At 34.0% G+C, this 22,794-nt stretch carries 21 protein-coding genes and 1 pseudogene; 10 read left to right on the plus strand and 12 right to left on the minus strand.

Annotated elements, in window-relative coordinates; all coding sequences use genetic code 11:
• Positions 1 to 90 precede the first annotated feature (90 nt).
• Positions 91 to 1,218: a serine hydrolase domain-containing protein gene (locus ILS93_RS04980; RefSeq protein WP_064476903.1), complete on the minus strand. Its 1,128-nt coding sequence runs from the start codon at positions 1,216 to 1,218 to the stop codon at positions 91 to 93.
• Between the two features lie 262 nt (positions 1,219 to 1,480).
• On the opposite strand from ILS93_RS04980, the gene ILS93_RS04985 reads away from it, so the two are divergent.
• Positions 1,481 to 1,711: a hypothetical protein gene (locus ILS93_RS04985; RefSeq protein ID WP_098625487.1), complete on the plus strand. Its 231-nt coding sequence runs from the start codon at positions 1,481 to 1,483 to the stop codon at positions 1,709 to 1,711.
• A gap of 109 nt (positions 1,712 to 1,820) precedes the next feature.
• Here the strand turns inward: ILS93_RS04985 and ILS93_RS04990 are convergent, their stop codons facing one another.
• Positions 1,821 to 3,053, minus strand: a complete 1,233-nt coding sequence (locus ILS93_RS04990) for an MFS transporter (protein ID WP_222660068.1) — start codon at positions 3,051 to 3,053, stop codon at positions 1,821 to 1,823.
• An 85-nt stretch (positions 3,054 to 3,138) separates the two neighbouring features.
• Between ILS93_RS04990 and ILS93_RS04995 the strand changes: the two genes are divergently transcribed.
• The 3 genes and pseudogenes from ILS93_RS04995 to ILS93_RS05005 all read left to right on the plus strand — a co-directional run bounded on the left by ILS93_RS04995 (position 3,139) and on the right by ILS93_RS05005 (position 5,263).
• A complete protein-coding gene (locus ILS93_RS04995; protein ID WP_103655096.1) occupies positions 3,139 to 3,990 on the plus strand; it encodes a LysR family transcriptional regulator in 852 nt (283 codons plus the stop codon).
• Entirely contained in the window at positions 3,983 to 4,492 is a 510-nt protein-coding gene (locus ILS93_RS05000; RefSeq protein ID WP_064476906.1) for a DUF3916 domain-containing protein, read from the plus strand. Before ILS93_RS04995 ends, ILS93_RS05000 begins: the two co-directional genes overlap by 8 nt.
• A 93-nt stretch (positions 4,493 to 4,585) precedes the next feature.
• Positions 4,586 to 5,263, plus strand: a pseudogene (locus ILS93_RS05005) (YdcF family protein).
• A gap of 49 nt (positions 5,264 to 5,312) precedes the next feature.
• Here the strand turns inward: ILS93_RS05005 and ILS93_RS05010 are convergent.
• Together ILS93_RS05010 and ILS93_RS05015 are read right to left on the minus strand one after the other, a co-directional pair.
• A complete protein-coding gene (locus tag ILS93_RS05010; RefSeq protein WP_222660070.1) occupies positions 5,313 to 6,257 on the minus strand; it encodes a glycerophosphodiester phosphodiesterase in 945 nt (314 codons plus the stop codon).
• 380 nt (positions 6,258 to 6,637) lie between these two features.
• The gene (locus ILS93_RS05015) at positions 6,638 to 8,257 is read right to left on the minus strand and encodes an FAD-dependent oxidoreductase (RefSeq protein WP_258126389.1); all 1,620 of its coding nucleotides are present in this window, start codon (positions 8,255 to 8,257) and stop codon (positions 6,638 to 6,640) included.
• A gap of 516 nt (positions 8,258 to 8,773) precedes the next feature.
• On the opposite strand from ILS93_RS05015, the gene ILS93_RS05020 reads away from it, so the two are divergent.
• The 5 genes from ILS93_RS05020 to ILS93_RS28655 all read left to right on the plus strand — a co-directional run bounded on the left by ILS93_RS05020 (position 8,774) and on the right by ILS93_RS28655 (position 13,327).
• Entirely contained in the window at positions 8,774 to 9,118 is a 345-nt protein-coding gene (locus ILS93_RS05020; RefSeq protein WP_064476909.1) for an ArsR/SmtB family transcription factor, read from the plus strand.
• A gap of 18 nt (positions 9,119 to 9,136) precedes the next feature.
• On the plus strand, positions 9,137 to 10,135 hold the full coding sequence (locus ILS93_RS05025) for an NADP-dependent oxidoreductase (RefSeq protein WP_064476910.1): 999 nt from the start codon (positions 9,137 to 9,139) through the stop codon (positions 10,133 to 10,135).
• A 178-nt stretch (positions 10,136 to 10,313) separates the two neighbouring features.
• Positions 10,314 to 11,780, plus strand: a complete 1,467-nt coding sequence (locus tag ILS93_RS05030) for a protein adenylyltransferase SelO (protein WP_064476911.1) — start codon at positions 10,314 to 10,316, stop codon at positions 11,778 to 11,780.
• Positions 11,781 to 12,083: 303 nt separating this feature from the next.
• Positions 12,084 to 13,196, plus strand: coding sequence for a Rap family tetratricopeptide repeat protein (locus ILS93_RS05035; RefSeq protein WP_222660075.1), 1,113 nt, complete (start codon positions 12,084 to 12,086; stop codon positions 13,194 to 13,196).
• On the plus strand, positions 13,193 to 13,327 hold the full coding sequence (locus tag ILS93_RS28655; protein WP_016086905.1) for a hypothetical protein: 135 nt from the start codon (positions 13,193 to 13,195) through the stop codon (positions 13,325 to 13,327). The genes ILS93_RS05035 and ILS93_RS28655 overlap by 4 nt, the downstream gene beginning before the upstream one ends.
• A 197-nt stretch (positions 13,328 to 13,524) precedes the next feature.
• Here ILS93_RS28655 and ILS93_RS05040 read toward each other — a convergent pair whose 3' ends face one another.
• The 6 genes from ILS93_RS05040 to ILS93_RS05065 all read right to left on the minus strand — a co-directional run bounded on the left by ILS93_RS05040 (position 13,525) and on the right by ILS93_RS05065 (position 18,110).
• On the minus strand, positions 13,525 to 14,130 hold the full coding sequence (locus ILS93_RS05040; RefSeq protein WP_222660077.1) for an FMN-binding negative transcriptional regulator: 606 nt from the start codon (positions 14,128 to 14,130) through the stop codon (positions 13,525 to 13,527).
• A 134-nt stretch (positions 14,131 to 14,264) separates the two neighbouring features.
• Complete coding sequence (locus ILS93_RS05045; protein WP_064476915.1) at positions 14,265 to 14,792, minus strand: GrpB family protein; 528 nt, start codon at positions 14,790 to 14,792, stop codon at positions 14,265 to 14,267.
• A 23-nt stretch (positions 14,793 to 14,815) separates the two neighbouring features.
• The gene (locus tag ILS93_RS05050; RefSeq protein WP_088047060.1) at positions 14,816 to 15,163 is read right to left on the minus strand and encodes a DUF4260 domain-containing protein; all 348 of its coding nucleotides are present in this window, start codon (positions 15,161 to 15,163) and stop codon (positions 14,816 to 14,818) included.
• Positions 15,164 to 15,175: 12 nt separating this feature from the next.
• On the minus strand, positions 15,176 to 16,144 hold the full coding sequence (locus tag ILS93_RS05055; RefSeq protein WP_222660079.1) for a bile acid:sodium symporter family protein: 969 nt from the start codon (positions 16,142 to 16,144) through the stop codon (positions 15,176 to 15,178).
• Positions 16,145 to 16,148: 4 nt separating this feature from the next.
• On the minus strand, positions 16,149 to 17,540 hold the full coding sequence (locus ILS93_RS05060) for an FAD-binding oxidoreductase (RefSeq protein WP_222660081.1): 1,392 nt from the start codon (positions 17,538 to 17,540) through the stop codon (positions 16,149 to 16,151).
• A gap of 171 nt (positions 17,541 to 17,711) precedes the next feature.
• The gene (locus ILS93_RS05065; protein ID WP_088047057.1) at positions 17,712 to 18,110 is read right to left on the minus strand and encodes a DUF2871 family protein; all 399 of its coding nucleotides are present in this window, start codon (positions 18,108 to 18,110) and stop codon (positions 17,712 to 17,714) included.
• A 255-nt stretch (positions 18,111 to 18,365) separates the two neighbouring features.
• On the opposite strand from ILS93_RS05065, the gene ILS93_RS05070 reads away from it, so the two are divergent.
• Positions 18,366 to 18,869, plus strand: a complete 504-nt coding sequence (locus tag ILS93_RS05070; RefSeq protein WP_222660083.1) for a GNAT family N-acetyltransferase — start codon at positions 18,366 to 18,368, stop codon at positions 18,867 to 18,869.
• 30 nt (positions 18,870 to 18,899) lie between these two features.
• On the opposite strand, the gene colA is transcribed toward ILS93_RS05070, so the two are convergent.
• Together colA and ILS93_RS05080 are read right to left on the minus strand one after the other, a co-directional pair.
• On the minus strand, positions 18,900 to 21,815 hold the full coding sequence (colA, locus tag ILS93_RS05075) for a collagenase ColA (protein WP_222660085.1): 2,916 nt from the start codon (positions 21,813 to 21,815) through the stop codon (positions 18,900 to 18,902).
• A 203-nt stretch (positions 21,816 to 22,018) separates the two neighbouring features.
• Positions 22,019 to 22,696 (minus strand): MgtC/SapB family protein, encoded by a 678-nt coding sequence (locus ILS93_RS05080; protein WP_098102246.1) that lies wholly within the window; start codon positions 22,694 to 22,696, stop codon positions 22,019 to 22,021.
• Positions 22,697 to 22,794: the final 98 nt, after the last annotated feature.

Consider the following 22,794-nt stretch of genomic DNA (forward strand, 5'->3'; position numbering starts at 1 on the left):
CTTCCTTACCTACTTATTTAGCACGCTGAACTTTACGAAATAAAAAAATCGGTATTGATCATTACATATCAATACCGACTTTTAAAATTATTATTTTCCTTCTATTAAATCATTCGCCATTTTCCTAAACTCCTGATTAAACGTATCATTCATACCATTTTGTACGTTAGAGAATAATATGACAAACGTTCGTTTATCCCGGTTAAAGTTATTAAATGTATTCCAACCAGCTAATACACCATGGTTATGATAATAATCTGGATTAGTATAGAAACTAAATCCATATTTTCTTACAGGTGATGCAGTAAACATATCTGATACACTTTGTTTAGAAATCAACTTTCCATCCATAATAGCCTCATCTAATCTTTTCATATCTTCAACAGTCGTATACATTTCACCACACCCATACAACCAGTTCATTTTTAAGCGGGGTGCAGCTATTAACTCATTATCTTTTTTCATATAACCTTCTGCTAAGAAAATATCTTCAGGGAGAGTTGCACCCATTCCAGATTCATGCATTTCAACAGGCGTAAAAATATTTTCTTTCACATATTCAGCGAGCGGTTTATTCGATATCTTTTCTACAATATACGCAAGCACCATATAATTATAATCTGTATATTTCCACCCAGTCCCTGCAGAAAATTGCAATTTTTGTGCACCAATCCACGTTACTAACTTTAATCGTGACGCCGCATCAACCCTACCTTGTCCCTGATCTGGCAACCCAGACGTATGTGTTAACAAATTTCGTAACGTAATGTTTTTATCTGCCGGAAATGATGGAATATATTTATTTACATTGTCTTCAATATTTAATTTCCCTTTTTCTTTTAGCTGCATAATAGATATTGCAACGACTGTTTTCGTAATAGAACCAATACGATATTTCGTTCTCGGCGTTGTTACTACTTTATCTTTCACATTCGCATATCCATAACCTTTTCGTAAAACCACATGATCTTTACTAGCTACCAGAACACTCCCATTAAACCCTTTATCTTTTAAGTATTGATCTAGTTTTCCAGCTACAACTTCATAGCGTTTTTTCTCATTTGCATCAACTTCTTGCATATCGTCCTTTTGCTTACTATTTACATTAGAAAATGCCTTTATATCATATTTCTTACCTTTATGTGCATGTATTAGTGCAACGACACTCCCACAAAAAATAGCAAAAATAAAGAAAACGATTAACCATTTCTTTAACATACTAGGAACCCTCTTTTATCTAGTTTCAATTAACGTACATCCATTCTGTTCTATATCTTTTAATTTTCAAATATTTTATAATACTACCTATCTATTATTCACCTATTTAAACTAGATTCCTTTTTCTCATATTCAGTTTTTGGCTACTCTCTATTGTATTTCTTTCTTGCAAAATTTCCACCTTACAATCGGATACACCCTACTATAATTTCAACAGCTTATGTAACATTTGTTACACATAATAAAAAATGGAGTTGTTACGATGAAAAATACTGATAAACGCAATCGTTTAAATGATATGATGTTCCATTACAAAGTAACAAAAAATAACATAGTTTTAATTGAATATTACGGAAAACGAATTAAAGTATTAAAAGGAAATGATGCTGAAAAATTTTTAAACAAAATAAATCATGCACATAACGATACAGAAAAACAACTCATTATGGCTAAAGTAACAGGTAATTTCAAAAGAGGCAATGAACGTCATTGAAAACGAATCTCATTTATCTTTTGATTATACAACATATAAAAAAGAAATGTCGCACATTCGGCATTTCTTTAGATTTTCTTCATATAAAATTTACATTACTAACTTTCTTTTATTTTTTGTTTTTACTATATAAACTCACTGCCGAGATACATAGTAATAACACTATACATAACCACGCAGACGTATAGCCTTTTTCATCTACAATATAACCAAATAAAACAGGTGCAACAACAATCGCAATTTGATTGAATGTAAGTGCCAAACTAACTGTTATTCCAACACATTCTTCACTTGCCAATTCAGCAACTTCGACGATAAAAAGACTAAACCATCCAATTGAAAAGAAGCCTAACAATGCACTTACACCATACAATACTCCACTCGTTACTGTATGTATGCACATTACTAACAATAGAATCAAACCGATAGAAGCGCAGACAGCTATAAATAAAGGTATGCGCCGATTCCCCTTATAAAACAAATCACTACTAGCTGCTAATGCAACACGACCAATCATTCCAGAAAAGAACATCACTGAAAATACGGTTCCAGCTACAATAGATGTGATAGATTGTTCCTTTACTAAAAATTTCATAAAGTGCCCAACTAACACCATTTGCAATGAAATCATGCAAATACCCGTTATATAAATTAGATACAACTCTTTTTTGCATATCACTACTTTTAGCTGCGTCCAAAAAGAAATTTTAATATGTTCTTTCCTTACTTCCTCCTGAACATATGGCTCTTTATAAAACATAAAAAATAATAAACCTCCAATTATACAAATGCATGCCATACTATTTATCCCGTAGGTCACATTATATTGTATTGTAAGAAAAGGGATTAATACTCCTGCTAAAGCACCACCAATCGGTATACCCGCTTGCCTTATTCCCATCGCTAACCCACGATTTTCTTTTGAGAACCATTTTAAAATCACTTTACTTCCTCCTGGCTGGGAAACACTATAAAACATCCCTACTAATAAAAGTACAAATAACAGTCCATTAAATCCATTTACTATATTAGTTAGTAAAAGCGAACCTCCTAGCAAAAATGAACTTATAGAAATTAATAATTTTTCATTATATTGATCAAGTAGCCGACCGACAAACAGCATACAAAATAGCGGTCCAATATTTACAACACTTACTAACAATCCACTCTCCGTATTCGTAAGTCCATATTCTCCTTTCCAAAATAACGCCAAAACTCCAACACCATACGTTATAAGTGTCGCTGTTGTTTGAGCAATCGTCGCAACAATTAACATCATCCACTTATAATTTCTATTCATCCTTTCTTCGATTAACAAAATAATCCCTCCATCCACTTTCATTGTATGAAAGTTCTGATATCATATAAAATAAAGATTCATTATATAATCCATCAAAAAAAATGATACCTTTTCGGAGGGATACTACGTGGACATAAAAGATTTAACTGTATTTTACGAAGTTGCGAAGGAAAGTAATATTTCTCACGCAGCTAAAAATTTGAACTATGTACAATCAGGCGTAACAATGCGTATGAAACAACTAGAAAATGAATTAGGTGTGCCTTTATTTTACCGTAACGGAAAAGGTGTAACTTTAACTTCTAACGGTGAAATTTTATTAACATACGCTAAACAAATTATCCACTTAATGAATCAATCTATAAAAGCGGTTCAAAGTAATGGAACTGAGCCAAAGGGCACGTTGAAAATTGGATGTACAGAATCTACAACTGCGGTAAGGCTTCCCTCTATATTAACGGCCTACTATGAGAAACACCCAAAAGTCGAATTGATTTTAGAAACAAATACGACCGAACAACTAATTAGGCTAGTGTTAGAAAGAAAACTAGACGGAGCGTTTATAGCTGGCTCTACTCAGCACGCTGAACTTCATACAAGTGTATTTCGTGAAGAAGAATTAGTTCTCATTAGTAAAAAACCTTTACCCTCTCTTAAAGACATAGAAGATATGAATTTACTCGCTTTTAGTCACGGTTGCTATTATAGAAGTTTATTAGAAGACTGGCTTCAAGAAGTAGGAATCTCACCTAAACGAGTATTAGAGTATGGAACAATTGAAGCGATACTCGCATGTGTAAAATCAAATATGGGCGTAGCAATTATGATGAAATCTATTTTAAATGATCATGCACATAACTTATCATTCAATCCTTTACCAAATAGATTCAAAAAAGTTCCTACTACTTTTATTATTAGAAAAGATCTATATTACTCAGCTGCATTACAAAAATTTATGGAGATGATTCACAATGCGTGAAAAGAAAATACGTGGGATGAAGCGTAAAACAAATACGATGATAAAACGAATTGAAGAACATACAAAAACGTTCCCTTCTGCTTTCTATGACGATGAATATTGGTATATGCTATTACCAGTTTCTCAAGCTTTTATCAATTCATGTAAAACACCTAGCAAAGTAAAACGATTGTGTATACAAACCTTATTAAATCAAGCACAGCATTTAATAAAAATAAAACCGAGCGATACACATACATATCGAGTTGTTGTTTTAATTTCTATAGAAAATTTATGGAGATCGCAAATTATCGTATTTAAAAACGATGACTACTTTCAAAATTTTTTCAATAGAAATAATGAATTTCAAAAATGGATTTCTCTTTCAAATGAGTCTGATTTTTGGAAGACATGGGGAATTTCAATTTGTCCTACTGTCCAAACATTGCACTTTGAAGAAGTCATTTATAATGAGGATGCAATCGATGAAAAAGAGATTTGGTTTGTTGGAGAATTATCTTAAAAGGGGTACTTTCAAATGAAAAACTTCCCTTTTTCCACTTAATAAAATCGCTATATAATGAATTTATCATTTTACTATATAGGAGGTTTTCACATGGTAATCCCTAAATATCCTGATGTCCCTACTCTTACGAAAAAACAAATCTACCAAATTACAGAAATCACTTTTCTAAAAGAAATAACACCACAAAAATGTGATGCCATTTTCGTTTTCGGCGGTTCTCATTCTGGCAATTGGCAAACTCCACTAAAAGCTTATCAACAAGGTTTAGGAAAGCAAATTATCGTTACAGCTGGTACTAGTTTGCATGGCATGAAGCATCCGAGCTGGAATTACGGGGAATTGTCAGAAGCAGAAGTAATTGTAAATAAATTAATTGAACATGGCGTACCAAAAGACGCTATCCTATTCGAGACAAACTCCCTCCATTCTATTGCTAATGTAATTGAAGCGAAAAAGATTTTTGATTTCACAAAGATTAATCGGCTACTATTTGTATGCAAAAGTTTAGGAGCTGGTCGGCAATATAGAGTATTAAAAAAACATCTACCTAAAACTATTACTTGTATCCCATATACATTTGATACAAGTTTCGATGGTGAGTTTATAATGAATAGATATAATTGAATGGAAGATGAAAAGAGTCGCTCTATGATTTTTGGAGAATACTTGAGAAATGTTTGCTACGGTAGAAAAGGCGGTATTGAGCTACCTGAAAAAGAGGTTCAAGGTTTAGAGGAATATGTATCCTACTACTATAATCTAGCATAATAGAAAAAGGTATACCCAAAACGTCGGTATACCTTTTATGCTATCTTACTTATTTTTCTTTTAACACACTATGTAATCGATCAGGGTAATTTGTAAACATTCCTGTAGCACCCCATTTAATTAACAATCTCATATCTGGTTTCTCATTAATTGTATACGGGTGAATTAACAGTCCATTTTTCCTAGCCATTTTCATATATGACTCATCAATAATTAGTTCTCCGTTATCATTACGTAAGTTTGGTCCAATACCAACTGCATACTTTTTAATTTCTTGAAAATCATCATTCGTTACACTTTTCGGTTCATGTGTAATACTAGACCATTCAACAATCTCATTGTTTTCATTTGGATAATACCAAAGCAGTTGAACTAACGGAATATTTTTATTCATACTATGAATCTTTGTTAAACTATCTTTACTAAATGATTGAATCATAACACGGCTAGAAGACATGTTTTGACCTACTAAATTATATTTTTTTAATAAAGCTAATAATTTCTCTTCCATTCCTGGATACACATCTGGCGATTTTGTTTCAATGTAATACTTCATGCTTCTTCCGTACTTTTGGAAGATTTCTTCAAGAGTCGGAACTTTTTGACCAACATACTCTTGCTTAGCCTTTTCTGGATAAGCTTTATTGAACCAAGATCCTGCATCTAAGTTCTTTATTTCACTTAATGTTTTATCTCGTACTTCACCTGTTCCATTTGTAGTACGATCAACTGCTGTATCATGCATTGCAATCAACTGGCCGTCCTTAGTTAACTGAATATCTAATTCCAAATAATCCGCTTTCATTTTTTTCACTAGATCATAAGAAGCAAAAGTATGCTCAGGTGCATGTCCACTTGCTCCGCGATGTGCAATGTTTAAAAATTTATTCGTATTCCATTCATGCTTCCCTTCTGATTTCGCATGAACAGCTCCCCCAGCAAAAATACTTCCCATCGTAAAGAAAATAACTAACACGCTAATAATTTTTCTCATCCTTCTAACCCTTCCTACGTTGTAAATTTCAACAAGTTAATGAGATTTACACGAAATAGAAGATATACTTTCATTATTTTTATAAGCTTATATTAAAATTCCAATCTTACAAATACAATTCCCCTATGTTATTACTATACTATTTATTTTCCATATCCCTCCTATTCACATGTAACTCCTTATTGATTACAGTTCATCAATAAAAAAAGCCATAATTTATTTAGAGAACACTTCTGTATCCCTAAATAAATTTATGGCTTATCTCAAATATCTCCGGCCTCGATTAACTTGTCGAAATTAATCATACCAAACCTATTAATATTTGTGAATATTATTTTTCCAGTAAAATGAAGCATATAAAACAATACTTCCGTAGTTACTTAAAAATCACATAATAAATTACTCATTACCTCCTCCAGCATTACAGCTGGATTTACCACTGCTTTTTCCGAACGCCAACCTATAAAGCCATCTGGTCTAATTAGTACAACTCCTTCATTCTCTATCCCATATAATTCACGAAAAACATTTTCTTGAGCAATAAAGTCTCCACTTACCCCTACTCGATACATTTTAATAATTATTCCTAATTTAAATGAAACATCAAATACAGCTTCAACCCAAGAACTATTTTCTACTTCAGTAAGTAATACAAAATTGTTACCGAATAAGTCTAATATAGAAACCTTCTCCCCTTCATACATTCCAAAAAAATGAGGTGCTCGCGTTCCAGGTCTTCCGTTCAAATCTATGATATCCATTCTATGTGGAGTAGCTGGGTCATCTATTATTACTTTTGAACAATACTGATACCCGACAGTTACAGCTAAACCATCCATATTATTCAAACTACCTTCTTCTCTATTCGCAGCACGGAACAATAAACTACTCGCATACTCCGTCGTTAATTTTGCAACAGTGTATCTCTCTTCATGATATGTTTCCAACAATTTCTGTTTTGCTTTCCCTTTAATAACAGCCGCTAATTTCCAAGCTAAGTTATGCGCATCTTGTATGCCTGTATTTGAACCAAATCCTCCTGTTGGTGGCATAATATGTGCAGAATCGCCAACTAAAAAAATGCGATTATCTTGAAATTTTGTAGCAGTACTTTCAGTCGCTTCCCACGGTAAAACACTTACTATTTCTGACTCGACATTTGTGTTGCCAATTGCTGTGTGAATAATTTGTTTACAACGCTCTATAGTGAAATCCTCTGGTCGCTCTCCTTTTAATGGATCGTAGGATACATGGTAAATCCATTTTCTTTCGTTATCAACTGGAATAAGCGCACCAAGAACTTCCGGATGAAGTACCATAGAAAAACCAAATGCATCTCCTTGTATAAACTCATTTAAATCCGCTTCAAAATAAATATTCATATAATAGCCACCGATTGTACCTCGTCCCTCGGTACTTATCCCTAGCTGCTCACGTATTTTACTTTTTGCCCCATCCGCTGCAATTACATAGTCACAATGAATAATACTTTCTTCTTCCGTTTCACGATTCCGAATCGTTGCTATTACTCCGTGCTCATTTTGTTCATAAGAAACTAATTCATGATAAAAAGATAATTCTCCGCCTAATGTTCTCGCTTCTTGTAACATCATCTCTTCTAAAATAATTTGATAACAAGCCGTTTGTTTTGATGGACTAATCTCTTCTATTTTTTGAAGTAACTTCTCATCGTTTCCATACTGATTCGCCCTCATTTGTGCCAATTCTTCACTATTCACCTCAGCTATTGTATGAACTGCTATTCTTCCTCGGCAATTTTCTAACGCTTTACCCGCCAATCTAATTCTTTGTTCTAAACCTAATTCTCGAAATAACTCCATCGTACGAAAAGTGATTCCACCTGCTTTTGGATGAATTGCAGTAGACGGGTGCCTTTCAACCAGTAAATAATCCACGTTATGTTTTGCAAGGAATAGCGCAGATGCTAATCCTGATAATCCTCCTCCAACAATTAAAACTGGTACGTAATTCGATTTCATAAATTTACCCTCCATATCATTGTTCTGAGCTCAGTGACATAAATATAATCAAAAAAACAACAAAGATATAGACTTATATTTCATTTTAAATTATCATATAGATAGATTACGCCCCAAATTACTTTTACTTTTTCATATATCAATAATCTGCTTGCATTATGCATGTATGAAAGAGTAAAACGAAACAACTCACTTTAGTAAACACCAAAATAATAAAAACATTATAAGCGGTCGTAACCCTGTAAAGTTATAAGGGGTTACGACCGCTTATTTTTTAAAAATCCTTACCCTCTATCATTTATAAACAACGTATTATTAAATCATTTTTTATTTTTAAAACTTCATCCATTTTAATATGCTATTCTTTTCTATCCCCTACCATTTTCAACACATAAAATTTCATTCGTCTCGATTTTCTTTCCCAATATTGCAGCTCATACAACAATCATGTAGCATTACCGTATCGATGTAATGGTTCATCATCTTAAACCTTTCGACTAATTACCAGGAGGTACAGTGATTGAAATGAATAAACAAGAACAATTAAATGTTATAAAAAAAGATTTTATTGATTCTCAAAAAGTATTATTGGCAATTGGCGATGAAACACGTCAAGCTATTTTGTTAGTTCTCATGGAAACGGAATGTCAAACCGGATTACGTGTAGGAGAAATTACGAAACAAACACACCTTTCTCGACCAGCGGTATCACATCACCTTAGAATTTTACGAGAAGCCGATATTATTTTAATGCGAAAAGAAGGTACAAAAAATTTTTATTATATTGATATACGTACAAAATTAGGTGTATTAAAAAATCTTGTACTGGATATTGAAAAGCTATTGCACGACTTTTATTGAAATGTGGAGGTATAAGAAATGAAAGCAATGATAATTGATAAGTATGGAAAAGTTCCTATGCGTATGGCAGAGGTACCTACTCCTGAAATAAATGAACATGAAGTGCTCGCAGAAATTCATGCAGCTAGTATTAACCCAATTGACTTTAAAATACGGGATGGAAAAGTAAAAATGTTACTTAAATATGAAATGCCCCTAATCCTTGGTAATGACTTTTCCGGTGTCATCGTAAAAGTTGGATCAAAAGTGACTCGTTTTAAAGTTGGTGATGAAATATATGCACGTCCAAGAAAAAATAAAATCGGTACTTTCGCGGAATATATAGCCATTCATGAAGATGATATAGCTTTAAAACCAAAGAATTTAAGTTTTGAGGAAGCGGCGTCGATTCCACTCGTTGGCTTAACATCATATCAAGCACTACATGACATCATGCACTTACAAAAAGGACAAAAAATATTAATTCACGCTGGATCTGGTGGTGTTGGTACTTTCGCAATTCAGTTAGCAAAAATAATGGGTGCCACTGTTACAACAACTGCTAGTGAAGCTGGTTCCGATTTAGTAAAGTCTCTTGGCGCAGATGAAATTATTAATTACAAAACAGAAAAATTTGAAGAAATACTAAAAGATTATGATGCAGTATTTGATACAATCGGCGGGACAACACTTGAAAAATCATTCAATATTATAAAAAGCGGCGGCAACATTGTTTCCGTTTCAGGAATGCCAAATGCTCGTTTCGGTAAAGAGTTTGGTTCAGGATTTTTTAAAACATTCTTATTTTCATTAGCAAGTAGAAAACTTACTGCACTTGAAAAGAATCATAATGCGCAATATTCATTTTTATTTATGAAGCCAAGCGGCGATCAATTACGCACTATCGCAAATTATATTGAGGCAGGAAAAATCAAACCAGTAATCGATCGAGTTTTCCCTTTTGAAGATGCTCAAAAAGCAATGGAATATTCAGAGGCTGGAAGAGCAAAAGGAAAAATAATCGTAAAAATTAAGTAATAATAAAAACTCCATTTTTTTAAAATGGAGTTTTTATATTTGCTGTTAAATAGACATAGGGCAATGAAGTCCTTACAATAGATTGCAAGGGGAAATATCATATTATACTTTTAGCTAACTTTACAAAGAATACATACGTACAAATACATAATAAAAAAATAAACAAGGAGGAGATAAAATGACTAAAAATAATGAAGCTGGTTGGAATTTAGATAATAGTTATAAGACTTTACCACAATCATTTTATACAGAAATACCCCCTACTCCAGTAAGTTCACCGGAGCTAGTTAAACTAAATCATTCACTAGCAATATCTCTTGGCTTTAATCCTGAAGAATTGAAAAAGGAAGCTGAAATTGCTATTTTCGCTGGTAATGCACTCCCAGAAGGAGCTCATCCATTAGCACAAGCGTATGCCGGTCATCAATTCGGACATTTTAATATGTTAGGCGACGGTCGTGCTCTTTTAATTGGCGAACAAATTACTCCTTCAGGTAAACGTTTTGACATTCAACTGAAAGGTTCTGGCCCTACTCCGTATTCACGACGCGGTGATGGTCGTGCTGCACTCGGTCCGATGCTACGTGAGTATATTATTAGTGAAGCAATGTATGCACTCGATATTCCAACTACTCGCAGTTTAGCAGTTGTTACAACTGGCGAACCAACATATCGTGAAACAAAGTTACCTGGAGCAATTTTAACTAGAGTCGCTAGCAGTCATATACGTGTCGGCACATTTCAATATGCTGCAGCTCGCGGTTCTATCGAGGATCTTCAATCACTAGCTGACTATACGATAAAAAGGCATTATCCAGAAATTGAGGCTCATGAAAACCGATATACTGCATTACTACAAGAAGTCGTAAAGAAACAAGCAAGTCTCATCGCTAAATGGCAACTTGTTGGATTTATCCATGGTGTAATGAATACTGACAATATAACGATTAGTGGAGAAACGATTGATTACGGCCCTTGTGCATTTATGGACAATTACGACCAAGGAACTGTATTTAGCTCTATTGATACACAAGGTCGCTACGCATATGGGAATCAGCCATATATGGCCGCATGGGACCTTGCGCGATTAGCAGAATCTTTAATACCTATTCTGCACGAAGATGAAGAAGAAGCATTAAAGATTGCTCAAGACGAAATTTCAAAATTTAGCGTACAATATGAAAACAATTGGTTCCTTGGAATGAAAAAGAAATTAGGACTATTTAGCAACGAGGAACAAGATCAATCACTTATTGAGCAACTTTTAAAAATGATGGAGAAACATAAAGCCGATTATACAAATACATTCCGTTCATTAACTCTTCATACGATCGAAAATACAGCTCTATTTGAAAGTCCTGAATTTAACGAATGGTACAAACTATGGCAATCTCGATTAGAAAAACAAGAAGAATCGAAAGAAAACGCCTACGAAATGATGAAAAATAATAACCCATCCATCATCCCAAGGAACCACCGCGTAGAAGCAGCACTAGAAGCAGCTGTCACAAATGGCGACTATAGCGTAATGGAAAAACTTCTTGAAGCTCTATCAAATCCTTATGCGTATACTACAGATCAAGAAGAATACTGCGTTCCACCTGTACCGACGAATCGTCCTTATCGTACTTTTTGTGGGACTTGATTGTGTAATATCTTTTAATGTGCTTTCAATTATTGAAGGCACATTTTTATTTTATTCACCATTCACGAATGAAGGGATTATACTCCAACTTATAATTTGTACCCCTAACAAAATATCTTTTCTATTTTAGAATAACTATTTCCTCTTTTCTTTATGAAATGAAACAAAACACAATACCAATTATTCCGATTACCCTAATAATAAACTTACTTAACAAATGTTGAGAAATAATATTTCCACTTTTAAGTAGTATCATTTCTGTTATTATATTTTATAAGAATATTCAAAAGAGGAGGAACTTTTATGTTTACATCCACTAAAAGTGAACAAATCACACAACTGTTAAATGAATGGTACATAGAAATACGATCTAGACATATAAATAATGCAACTCGCCTTAAAGAGCAAATAGATATTAAAATTAATGAATTAAAAACTACTTCTCAAGAGATTGGACAAGATCAAAATCTTTTGCTTTATTATTCTTTATTAGACTTTCGTTATAACTATTTAATTGATAACTTAGGTGTATCTAAAGCAAGTTTTAATCAAGTTGAATCATTTGAAATCCCAACAAATAATTTCTTATCATATTACTACCATTTCTTTAAAGCAATTCATTCTGACGCAGTCGGAAACTATGTACTAGCAAAAGAGCATTATTATAAAGCCGAAGCTTTGCTTCAATATGTTCCCGATGAACTTGAAAAGGCGGAATTCTATTATAAACTAGGGTATTCTTACTACGATAATCAACAAGCACTTCAAGCTATCAAAGAAGTAACAAAAGCTAAAGATATGTTTTCTAATCAATCTGGATATGAACTGAATACGGCTTTTTGTGATAACATTTTAGGCCTAGCCTGCACATATTTAAAAGAATGGGAACTAGCCGAAGAGCACTTTACAGCTGCAATGGATCAATTCCAAAAAATCAGCGAAAAAAGATTTATTTTAATGGTTCGACACAACTTAGGATGGATGTATGCAACACAAAATCTCTCCGCTTTAGCTATTCGTTATCTTTCGGAAGTTGTTGAACAGTCTCCAACTCACTATAAAGCTATCTATGTTAAAGCAAAAGAACATTACAAAATAAATCAGCCTGATATCGCTCATGACCTTATTGAAAAAGGAATAAATATTTGTAATAAATTAGAACAAAAAGAATATCAACATCGTAATTTCATTTTAAGAGAAATGAACAATAATTCACCAGCTGAAGAGTTAGAAAAAGTAATTCTAGCAGGAATTTCTTATTTTAATAACGAAGAGCTATATGATAATGTTCAAGAGTATTATGAAACTCTAGCAACTAAATTTCATGAAGAAAATCAACACTCTAAAGCAAGTGAATATTTTTATTTAGCATTACAAGCAAGACAAAAATCTTTTGAGAAAGGAGCATTAAAATGAAAAAAATACTATTGAGTCTGATGGGAATTATCACTCTATTAACTTTAACAACTAATGTAGTAAGTGACAATTCATCTAAAAATTCTGACATACAAAGAGTTATGTTATCAGAAGGCGACGGTGGTGGTTGATTTTTATAAGCTTTTATGAAATACTTTTGCAATTCCCACTAAAAAAGAAGCTTATATAAACACAGCTTTCTTTTTAGTGGGAATTCATTTAATAACATTCAACTCTAAATGCTTTGACTAATATACTCACTACCTCATTATTAAACCCATATTTTTTTGATAAAATTAAAAGATTCTTTCATCGCCCCTCTTACTTATTACAAAAAACTTCTCATCAACTCCGCAATCCCCCTACTCCCCTCACTACCAACTTTCTCAAGTTCCTCCACAACTAAATTCCGTCTCTCTACAGAATGATTTTGACTTAACTTCGCTTTTCCTTCTATTTTATTTATCTTTATTTTAAAGCCCACTATACCTTTACTTAATCCTGCCATATAATTCGAATCTACCTCATTTAGCGAGTAGGTACTCTGTGGATCTTCATATTTATGTACTAAATCTTGAAGAGAATCTATTAATTCCTGTTCATCCTCAACAATTTCCAACTCTCCATATACATGCACTGTAACATAATTCCATGTTGGTACTGCATCGTTTGTTTCATACCATGAAGGCGATATGTAACTGTGTGGCCCTTGGAATATAGCTAGTACTTGTTGATTCCCACTATCATTCCACTGTTCATTCGGACGTGCGAAATGGCCATGTAAAGTTAGAGTCTCCATATTTAATAACAACGGCAAATGCGTTGCATATGGTTCCCCGTTATGTTGAGAAAATAATGTCGCAAAGCTATTTTGTTCAATTATTTCGTACTTCATTTCTTCATCTTGTATTGCGAAATATTTTGGTATGTACATAAGCTCCCTCTTTTCCGGTCTTTTATTTCTCATTATATTTAAGTCTCGTAGCATTCAACAGGGCCAGTTTGTATTTGTTTTACAATGGCAGCTTTCAATTTAAAAAGAATAGGCCGCATGTACTCAATGCGACCTTAGTTTATTTCCTCCAGTATACTTGTAATAAATGCCGTCTTACCTTCACTATAACTGGATCGATTTTTTGATTCTCTTGCTAACTCTTTCTTTAAACATCCATATTCAACAGCAACATCGGCATGTTCACGAAGGTAATCCCGAAACGCTATATGTCTTCTTAACTCTTCGCTATTTTTGTCACACACATACAAATGATGTTCCATCCAAACTGTACTTTCCCCGTTCCATGGAACGAAAGCGTCCTTTCTGCCAAATACCTCTCTTCCTTCGAAGCTCCAGTCTGCTTGATGGTAATACCCTATCGTTTCAAGCCCTTTTACTACTTCAGGAAAAATTTCGTACTCTTCTATTACTATATCAATATCTAATATTGGTTTTGCTGCAAGTCCTTTAACAGATGTACTCCCAACATGTTCAATGGACAAAACAAGTTCTTTTATTACATTATTAATGAGCGATTGTAGTTTATAAAATTCACTTTCCCATAGGATATTATATTCTTCGATAGTTATTCTCTGTTTCAATGTATCTCTCTCCCCAAAACAATTTATAACCTTTGAATATGAGTATCTTTAAAACCCGTCTCATATTTCAATCCATATCCAAACATTCGATCCATCCCAATATGTGCTGTCCATATTAAGCCAATCATTATAACGGTATCTATCTTAAAATAGACACCTACGATAGCTATTAATATGGATATAATATATGTGTGACATATATTATAAATTTTAGCACCAACACGATTATTTATACCATACGCTAACATGGATACATCCGGCGCTAAAAGGAAAGCAAAAAATATAATCCAACTAAATTCATATATTGAATACGCATAAATTGTGGCTACGAAAACAACTATTCCTTCAAAATGTACAATACGTTTTTGCATTCTTTATCATTCCTATTTTTCTATATTTACCGATAAATTTTCATCACTGAAAGTATTCTTTGCATTTTTCGACCGGATGGTTGCTAAAATCGGTCCTGCAATGTTATGCCACACTGCTGCTAATACACTTGGAAGTGCGGCAGCTGGTCCAAAATGTGCTGTTGCCAGCGCAACACCTAGGCCTGAATTTTGCATTCCCACTTCTATTGAAATAGCTCTTCTTGTCCCTTCGTCTAGTCTAAGTACGAACGCTGTTACATATCCGAGTAAAAAACCAAATGCATTATGAAGCATCACTGCAATAAAGATAAGAAGGCCTGAAGAAATAATGCTACTTACATTCGCTGAAACAACTGCAGAAACTATAATGATAATTGCTACAACTGATATGAAAGGAATAACAGTCATTCCTTTCGTAACAGTTGTAGGGAAAAACTTCTTCACTACTAATCCTAAAATAATAGGTAGGATAATGACTTGTACTATAGAAAGAAACATAGACATAGCATTCACTGGCATCCATTGTCCTGCAAGTAATAATAAAATAAGAGGTGTAGCAATTGGTGCTAGTAACGTTGATAATGACGTCATTGCAATAGACAACGCTAAGTTCCCTTTTGCTAAATAAACCATAACATTTGATGCAGTGCCACCCGGTACTGAACCGAGTAACACTAATCCAGCTGCTAATTCGGCTGGCAGATTCATAACGTAGGCTAGTACGTATGCGACAAGTGGCATAATAATAAACTGAGCACATACACCGATAATAACTGGCAATGGTTTTGTAGCAATGATTTTAAAGTCAACAGCCTTTAATGTTAATCCCATCCCAAACATAACAACGCCAAGTAAAATTGTTATGTAACTAGTTAACCCGAGAAATGGTCCAGGAATGAAATATGCAATAGCTGCAATACAAATAACCCAAAATGCAAAATACTTTCCAGCTATAGTACTTATCGCTTCTAGTACTTTCACCCAATCATCTCCTATCCTTCAACTGAAAAACTTTATTCGGATTCAAAATATTTTGCGGGTCAAGAGCTTTCTTTATTTTTTCCATTACGAGTAATGCCGCCCCATGTTCCACTTCTTGATACTTCCGTTTTCCAATCCCAACGCCATGTTCTCCCGTACACGTTCCACCTCGTTTAAGAGCATATAAAACGATACTTTCATTTATTTCATCGCCCTTTTCCACTTCTTCTTTATCGTTCGGATTAATCATTAAGAGCACGTGGAAATTCCCGTCTCCTACATGACCAAGAATACCACCGACAAGACCTACTTTATCTAATGTCTCTTTCGCATGTTGGATTGCACCAGCTAATTCTGAAATTGGTACACATACGTCTGTACTCATAAGCTTTTTACCAGGATAGCTATGAACGTAAGAATATGCTAGATTATGCCGTGCATCCCATAATTTATTTCTCGCCGCAGTTTCCGTTTCAAAAGCAACTTCTTTACATTTATGATCAAAAACAATTTCCTTCGTAAATTCTATATCTTGCTTTAGCCCTGCTTCATTACCGTGAAACTCTAAAAACAGCGTAGGCTCTTCTCTGTAACTTGTTTCATTATAATGATTTACTTGTTTCATAGATAATTCATCTACAAGTTCAATTCTCGCAATTGGAATACCCGCTTGTAATATATTAATAACAGCTTCTACTGCATCATTTATAGTTGGAAACGATGCTCTCGCAGCCATAACATGTTCTGGTATGCCGTATACTTTTAACGTTAACTCTGTAAAGCATCCAAGCGTACCTTCTGACCCTACGAAAACACCATTTAAATGGTAACCTGATGATGACTTCGCTGCTAAATTTCCAGTATGTATTACTTCCCCATCAGCAAGAACGACTTCTAAATCACGAACTTGATCACGCATTACCCCATACTTAACTGCTGTCGTTCCGCTTGCATTTGTAGCAGCCATTCCACCTAACGTTGCGTCTGCTCCTGGATCTACACTAAAAAACAATCCATACTTTTTCAATTCTTTATTAAGCTGAGAGCGAGTCACTCCCGGCTGTACTCTCACAAGAAAATCTTTCTCTCTTATTTCGAGTATTTTATTCATGAGCGAAAAATCCATTGTAATTCCTTTTTCATATGGAATAACATGTCCCTCTAAACTAGAACCTACCCCAAAAGGAACGACAGGTTTTCCATGCTCACTCGCTACTTTCATTATCCTACTAACCTCTTCAGTCGTTTTCGGAAAAGCAACTACATCAGGTAAACTACTAGTATGATAAGATTCATCTTTACTATGTAACTCTCTTACTGTCGTATTTACAACTACTCGATCTTCGGGAAGTACACCCTTTAATTCATTTACTAAACGCTCTACCGTTATTTCCATCGTATACTCGCCTACTTCCTATAAATTTGAATTACAAAATATGTTAACTATTTTATAAATAATAATCCGAAAAATTAAATAATTCAAGTTTTATACATATGAAATTCGTTTCTTACTGTCGAATAAACAAAAAGAACTTGCAATAACTATTGCAAGTTCTTTTCTATAAAACTACATTTTAAATGACTTCTTTATTAACAACATAAACCAAACTAAAGTAAATGCCATTAACGAATGGGAAAATCCTACAATATAAGTTAACCCTTTAAAGTCCGCTCCATTTAGTTGAAGCAGCCCTCTCGCTGCCAATGAACCTAACATTAAAATTAATGCAATATTATGTAAAACAAACCACTTATTAAAACTTTTCGCTTCATGAAACGCGAATACTTTTGCTAATCCTAAAGCAATTAAAAAGAAGAAAAAGCCGAGTACAAGTGTATGTGTATGCAAAAGATTTAACAAAGTAGATCCTACAATCCCTTTATACTTTCCATACTCTCTAGCGAAAATTCCTGATAATAAACCGATAATCAAATACGTAAACGATGCATTATATAATTTTTTCATTATGTACCTCCTTGAGTAGAATGTGTAGTGTGTCATATTTAGTAATAATGATAGTTATATAGTAAAAACTCCTAGTTACCTAGGAGTCATTGTATAAGTATCTCACTCTTTACAATCAATCCTAATTATAAAATATCCATTTATACAAAACAAACGAACTTTATGTGAACAAGTAGAGCATAATGAAAATATGTTGCACTTTTGTATTTCGCAATCCATACTAATTGTTATAACTATTTAAGGTGGTGCAATAGATTGATAGTTCTTGAAACTGAACGACTCGTTCTTCGCTGGTTTGATATAAAAGACGCTCCATTTATTCTAGAATTAGTAAACGATCCTGCATGGATCCAGTTTATTGGTGATAAAAGGATTAAAAACTTAGAAGATGCAACCAAATACATCTTAAACGGACCCGTTGATATGTATAATAAAATGGGCTTTGGTCTTTACTTAGTTGAACGAAAAGAAGATCTCACTCCACTTGGTATGTGCGGACTTATAAAAAGAGATTCATTAGAAGATGTTGATATTGGCTTTGCCTTTTTAGAGAAATTCCGTTCAAAGGGGTATGGCTTTGAATCAGCTTCTGCTGTAATAGACTACGGTGTACAGAACCTAGGTATGAAACGAATTGTAGCCATTACTACTATTGATAACATCAATTCAGGAAAGCTTTTAGAAAAAGTAGGATTGCAGTTTGAAAAGATAATTTCAGACTCAGGAGAAGATTTAAAGTTATTTGGGTATAACGTGTAAAAAAGGTCGCCATGAATGGCGACCTTTTTACTATTTCACTTCTACTGTATAATTCCCTGTTCCCCCGCCATATTGATACACATGTAAATAATAGTTTCCTGGATACGTGTAGTAACTTCCTACTAACTTATTCCCTTCTTGCTGGGCATACGTAACATAATTATTTAAATCCGCTTCTGAATAAAGAACCCAGTTTACTCCGATATTATTTTCCTTCGTTACATTAATTTGTAGGTTTTTCGCAGTTTCCACATTTATTTCAAAGTAATCACTCGTATCACCGTTTCCTAAACTAGCACGTAAAACTTGATTTAACTGCAGTTTATTTGCTGTTTGGAATGAATTATTTGGCTCTTTTTCTACACTGTTATCTTCTTTCTTTTGAACCGTTACATTCGTTGTAACAGTATTCGTTAATCCTTTGTCATCTGTTACTGTTAATTTTGCCGTATATGTTCCTTCTTTTGTATACACATGAGTCGGATTTTGTTCATTACTTACAGTACCATCACCAAACTCCCATTTATAAGCAACAATTTTCCCATCTTCATCTTTTGATCCATCGCTTTTAAACGAAATTGCTTCATTTATATTTCCACTATATGGACCATTTATAACTGCAATTGGTGCTTTATTCACAGCACCTTCTTCTGTATTGATACCATGGAATACAACGTCATATTCAAATTGTCCTGATGCATTCACACGATAATTCACAAAGTACGCTGTTACTGTTTTATAGCCTGTCCATTCTTTTGCACTTAAACGTTTTAACGTATCATTCACGTTTTGTGTAATTGTTTTCCAGTCTTCATAGTCCCCTTTCGCAGTAGTACCTGTATACGTTCCTTGTAGTGTAAATGTATTAAAGAACTGTGATTTATTTTTCTTAACTGATACATTGCTTAATTTTGCTTCTGCTGTAATTTCTGCCGCAATATCTGAAACTGGTTTTGGTGCATGAGTTGCTAAATAATCATCTGATACTAATGGAACATTATATTTCTCACGGTTATCGACTAACATTTGCATATAGTCTTGATACTCTTTATTTAAATTCGCATCTTTACTTAATGCAGAACGGTATGCATCATATGCTGTTACATCATTTTTTCTAATAAGATCATGAACTTTGTCAAACATATCGTACCTCTTATTGTACATGTACGATTGTAAAGCGAAGGAATAATTGTAGAAATCCCACGTTCCATACTTTGCATTTAACGTTCGTTCTGCCGTATAACGTTCTGCTGGATTTGAAGATATCCCTCCTATAATACTCTTTCTCGGTACAACATTATCTGTTCTCGTTGCCCCTGCAAAAAACTCCGCATTCCCTTCTTCAAACCAGGATAATCTCTCGTTCTCATACATCTTACCTTGTCCCCAAAGCCCTGGTACTTCATATCTACCTTGCAAGTAATGCGTGAACTCGTGTCGGAACAATTCTTCTAAACTATAAATACTTTCTTCTGGCGTACGTTCATAAGTAAAGAACGTACCTGTTCCTTCTATATAAAGACCTCCGTTATTCGTTTCATACCCGTACAATTGACGGTTAAATTGATACTCAGCTGGACTATTATAAATAACCATCGTTAATACATCATCAGGATTTCCTTTTTCTAAAGGTTGATCACTTTCAACCGTACGATGGAATTGTGCCTTCACTTCTTTTGCCGCCCAATATAGACGTTTTACCTTTTCTTCTGTCACTTTATCTCCAGCTTTTAAAACAATTGCACCATCATCAAACGTATACGTTTTCGGCAAATACTTTTTCTTCCCATCTTCTCGTATTTGATCTAAATTAACAACATTTCCATTTGCATCTTTCCCGCCATAATTCGTCGCGATTTGCTCAGCCGCTACGAAATATTGCTCTCCTAAATACGGATACATTTTCATCGCGTCTGTTACAACTTGCAATCCTTTCGTTCCTGTACTATGGAACGTACCAACTCTACCTGTATAATAAATACCATTATTAATTAACCAACCACTCTTCTCTGTCACCGTTCCAATTAAAGCAAAACGACTTAATTCATTAATATAGCTATCAATTTTTTGGTACCATACTGTATCTTTCGATGCTTTTCTCGTATCGTACAAATACGATTGAATGTCGTAATCAACACCTTGCATAATATCGTAAATCGCATTTCCAGCTGATAGATTGTCTACCAATGTAGAAAAATTATCGTTATATTGTTTGAAAATCTTTGCAGCTGATGTTATCGTTTCCACATCACTCGAAGCATTTCCTATTAATTTTCCGTATGATGATACAACTCTATTTTGTTCTAACGTACCAAGTTTAAAATTCGGGTTATTCGCAATCGTTTTTAATGCAGGTAAGCATGTATCATGATAGCTCCGCTCATTTAGTTTACTTAATTCTGTATGATAAAATCCTAAATAAAACCCTGAACGTAATACCTCTACTAAAGTCTCAATCCCTTTGGAATCATCTTTCGTATAAGCTTGTCCTTGCTGCTTCAATTTATCAATAATTTCCTGCATCCTACTATCATTTTGATAGAATGCAAGACTATCCTTATTAAACTGAAATAGACCCGTAATTTGCTCCCAATTGATTGTTACAAGTAAATCTACTAACTGCTGATTGCTTAATTGATTTAATTCAGCAATTGTATACGTTTTCGCTGCAGCTAATTGCTTACTTTCCTTTTTCACTTCAGGCGGTCTTTGCGACAAATCAGCAAATTGTAGCCTTTTCTCAAAAGACTTGCTTTCAAGCATTTTTGATGAATGAGCTAATTCTTGCACTGGTAGTTGTACACCAACTGGCTCCATTTTGAGCACATTCCGATAAGAAACTTGCTCTCCCTTTGTACTTTCTGCCAATGTGCTCCCTTGAAAACTTCCTAACATTAAACTAGCAAAACTTACCCCTACTAACACTTTTTTTGAATAGCCTTTCATGCTCTCCCCTACCTTACATTTTTTAGTGTCCTGCACCATTATTTTACTATTCTTACTTTTTATTCTGTATTGAGAAAAAATAAGGGAACGTTCACACATGTATCCATACCGCGCAAAATTAACACTTGACTTTATGTGAATTTTATATCAAAAAAAGATAGATAATAGCGAAATTCCTGCTATATCTATCCTCGTTTTCAACGCTATGATTTTAACTTTATAAACGTAACTTCCGGTAATGTTTGCATATGCTGAATAAATTCATTCTTTTCTTCTGACGATATATTTTTCAGCTGCATCCCTACCTTATAAACTATTTCCGTACCTCGCTGTAAAGCTTCCACTTCATATGACAGTATTGGAATGCCTTTCACTTGAAGCATTTCTACTATTTGCTGTACCGCCTCATGTTTATTTATACACATTTGCACTGTTATATTTTGCGGAAATAAAAATTGCACCTTAAAAATACGACTCACAATCTCTAAACCAATTAAAACGAGAATCGTCGCTCCAATGCCTACTACATACATGCCAGCCCCTATTGCTAATCCAATTCCTGCTGTAGCCCATAAACCAGCCGCTGTCGTTAATCCTTTCACTGCCTGTTTTTGAATAATAATTGTACCTGCACCTAAAAAACCTACTCCACTAACAACTTGCGCTGCAATACGGCTCGGATCAAGAGCCATATGTTCTTCATTCATAATATCTGAAAAAGCATATTTCGAAACGACCATTATTAATGCACTTCCTACCGCTACTAGGAAATGTGTTTTTAATCCCGCTTCTTTTGATCGAATTTCCCTTTCAATACCGATTATTGCTCCTAACAAACCCGCAACACCGATTCGTATAATTAAATCAATATTCACACTCACGAGCCCTTCCCCCTTTCATTCATTATAGATAGATAAAACAAAAATTATCACACACATCCATTTATCGATATAAAAACATTTCATTAAAATATACTTAA

It is taken from the genome of Bacillus sp. 16GRE42, assembly GCF_019837435.1.
Lineage (GTDB): Bacteria > Bacillota > Bacilli > Bacillales > Bacillaceae_G > Bacillus_A > Bacillus_A wiedmannii.

Bases quoted from the DNA above. Each gene is read 5' to 3' on its own strand.
- ILS93_RS04980 (WP_064476903.1), bottom strand. From the start codon at position 1,218: ATGTTAAAGAAATGGTTAATCGTTTTCTTTATTTTTGCTATTTTTTGT.
- ILS93_RS04985 (WP_098625487.1), top strand. From the start codon at position 1,481: ATGAAAAATACTGATAAACGCAATCGTTTAAATGATATGATGTTCCAT.
- ILS93_RS04990 (WP_222660068.1), bottom strand. From the start codon at position 3,053: ATGAAAGTGGATGGAGGGATTATTTTGTTAATCGAAGAAAGGATGAAT.
- ILS93_RS05000 (WP_064476906.1), top strand. From the start codon at position 3,983: ATGCGTGAAAAGAAAATACGTGGGATGAAGCGTAAAACAAATACGATG.
- ILS93_RS05010 (WP_222660070.1), bottom strand. From the start codon at position 6,257: ATGAGAAAAATTATTAGCGTGTTAGTTATTTTCTTTACGATGGGAAGT.
- ILS93_RS05015 (WP_258126389.1), bottom strand. From the start codon at position 8,257: ATGAAATCGAATTACGTACCAGTTTTAATTGTTGGAGGAGGATTATCA.
- ILS93_RS05025 (WP_064476910.1), top strand. From the start codon at position 9,137: ATGAAAGCAATGATAATTGATAAGTATGGAAAAGTTCCTATGCGTATG.
- ILS93_RS05030 (WP_064476911.1), top strand. From the start codon at position 10,314: ATGACTAAAAATAATGAAGCTGGTTGGAATTTAGATAATAGTTATAAG.
- ILS93_RS05035 (WP_222660075.1), top strand. From the start codon at position 12,084: ATGTTTACATCCACTAAAAGTGAACAAATCACACAACTGTTAAATGAA.
- ILS93_RS28655 (WP_016086905.1), top strand. From the start codon at position 13,193: ATGAAAAAAATACTATTGAGTCTGATGGGAATTATCACTCTATTAACT.
- ILS93_RS05040 (WP_222660077.1), bottom strand. From the start codon at position 14,130: ATGTACATACCAAAATATTTCGCAATACAAGATGAAGAAATGAAGTAC.
- ILS93_RS05050 (WP_088047060.1), bottom strand. From the start codon at position 15,163: ATGCAAAAACGTATTGTACATTTTGAAGGAATAGTTGTTTTCGTAGCC.
- ILS93_RS05060 (WP_222660081.1), bottom strand. From the start codon at position 17,540: ATGGAAATAACGGTAGAGCGTTTAGTAAATGAATTAAAGGGTGTACTT.
- ILS93_RS05065 (WP_088047057.1), bottom strand. From the start codon at position 18,110: ATGAAAAAATTATATAATGCATCGTTTACGTATTTGATTATCGGTTTA.
- colA (WP_222660085.1), bottom strand. From the start codon at position 21,815: ATGAAAGGCTATTCAAAAAAAGTGTTAGTAGGGGTAAGTTTTGCTAGT.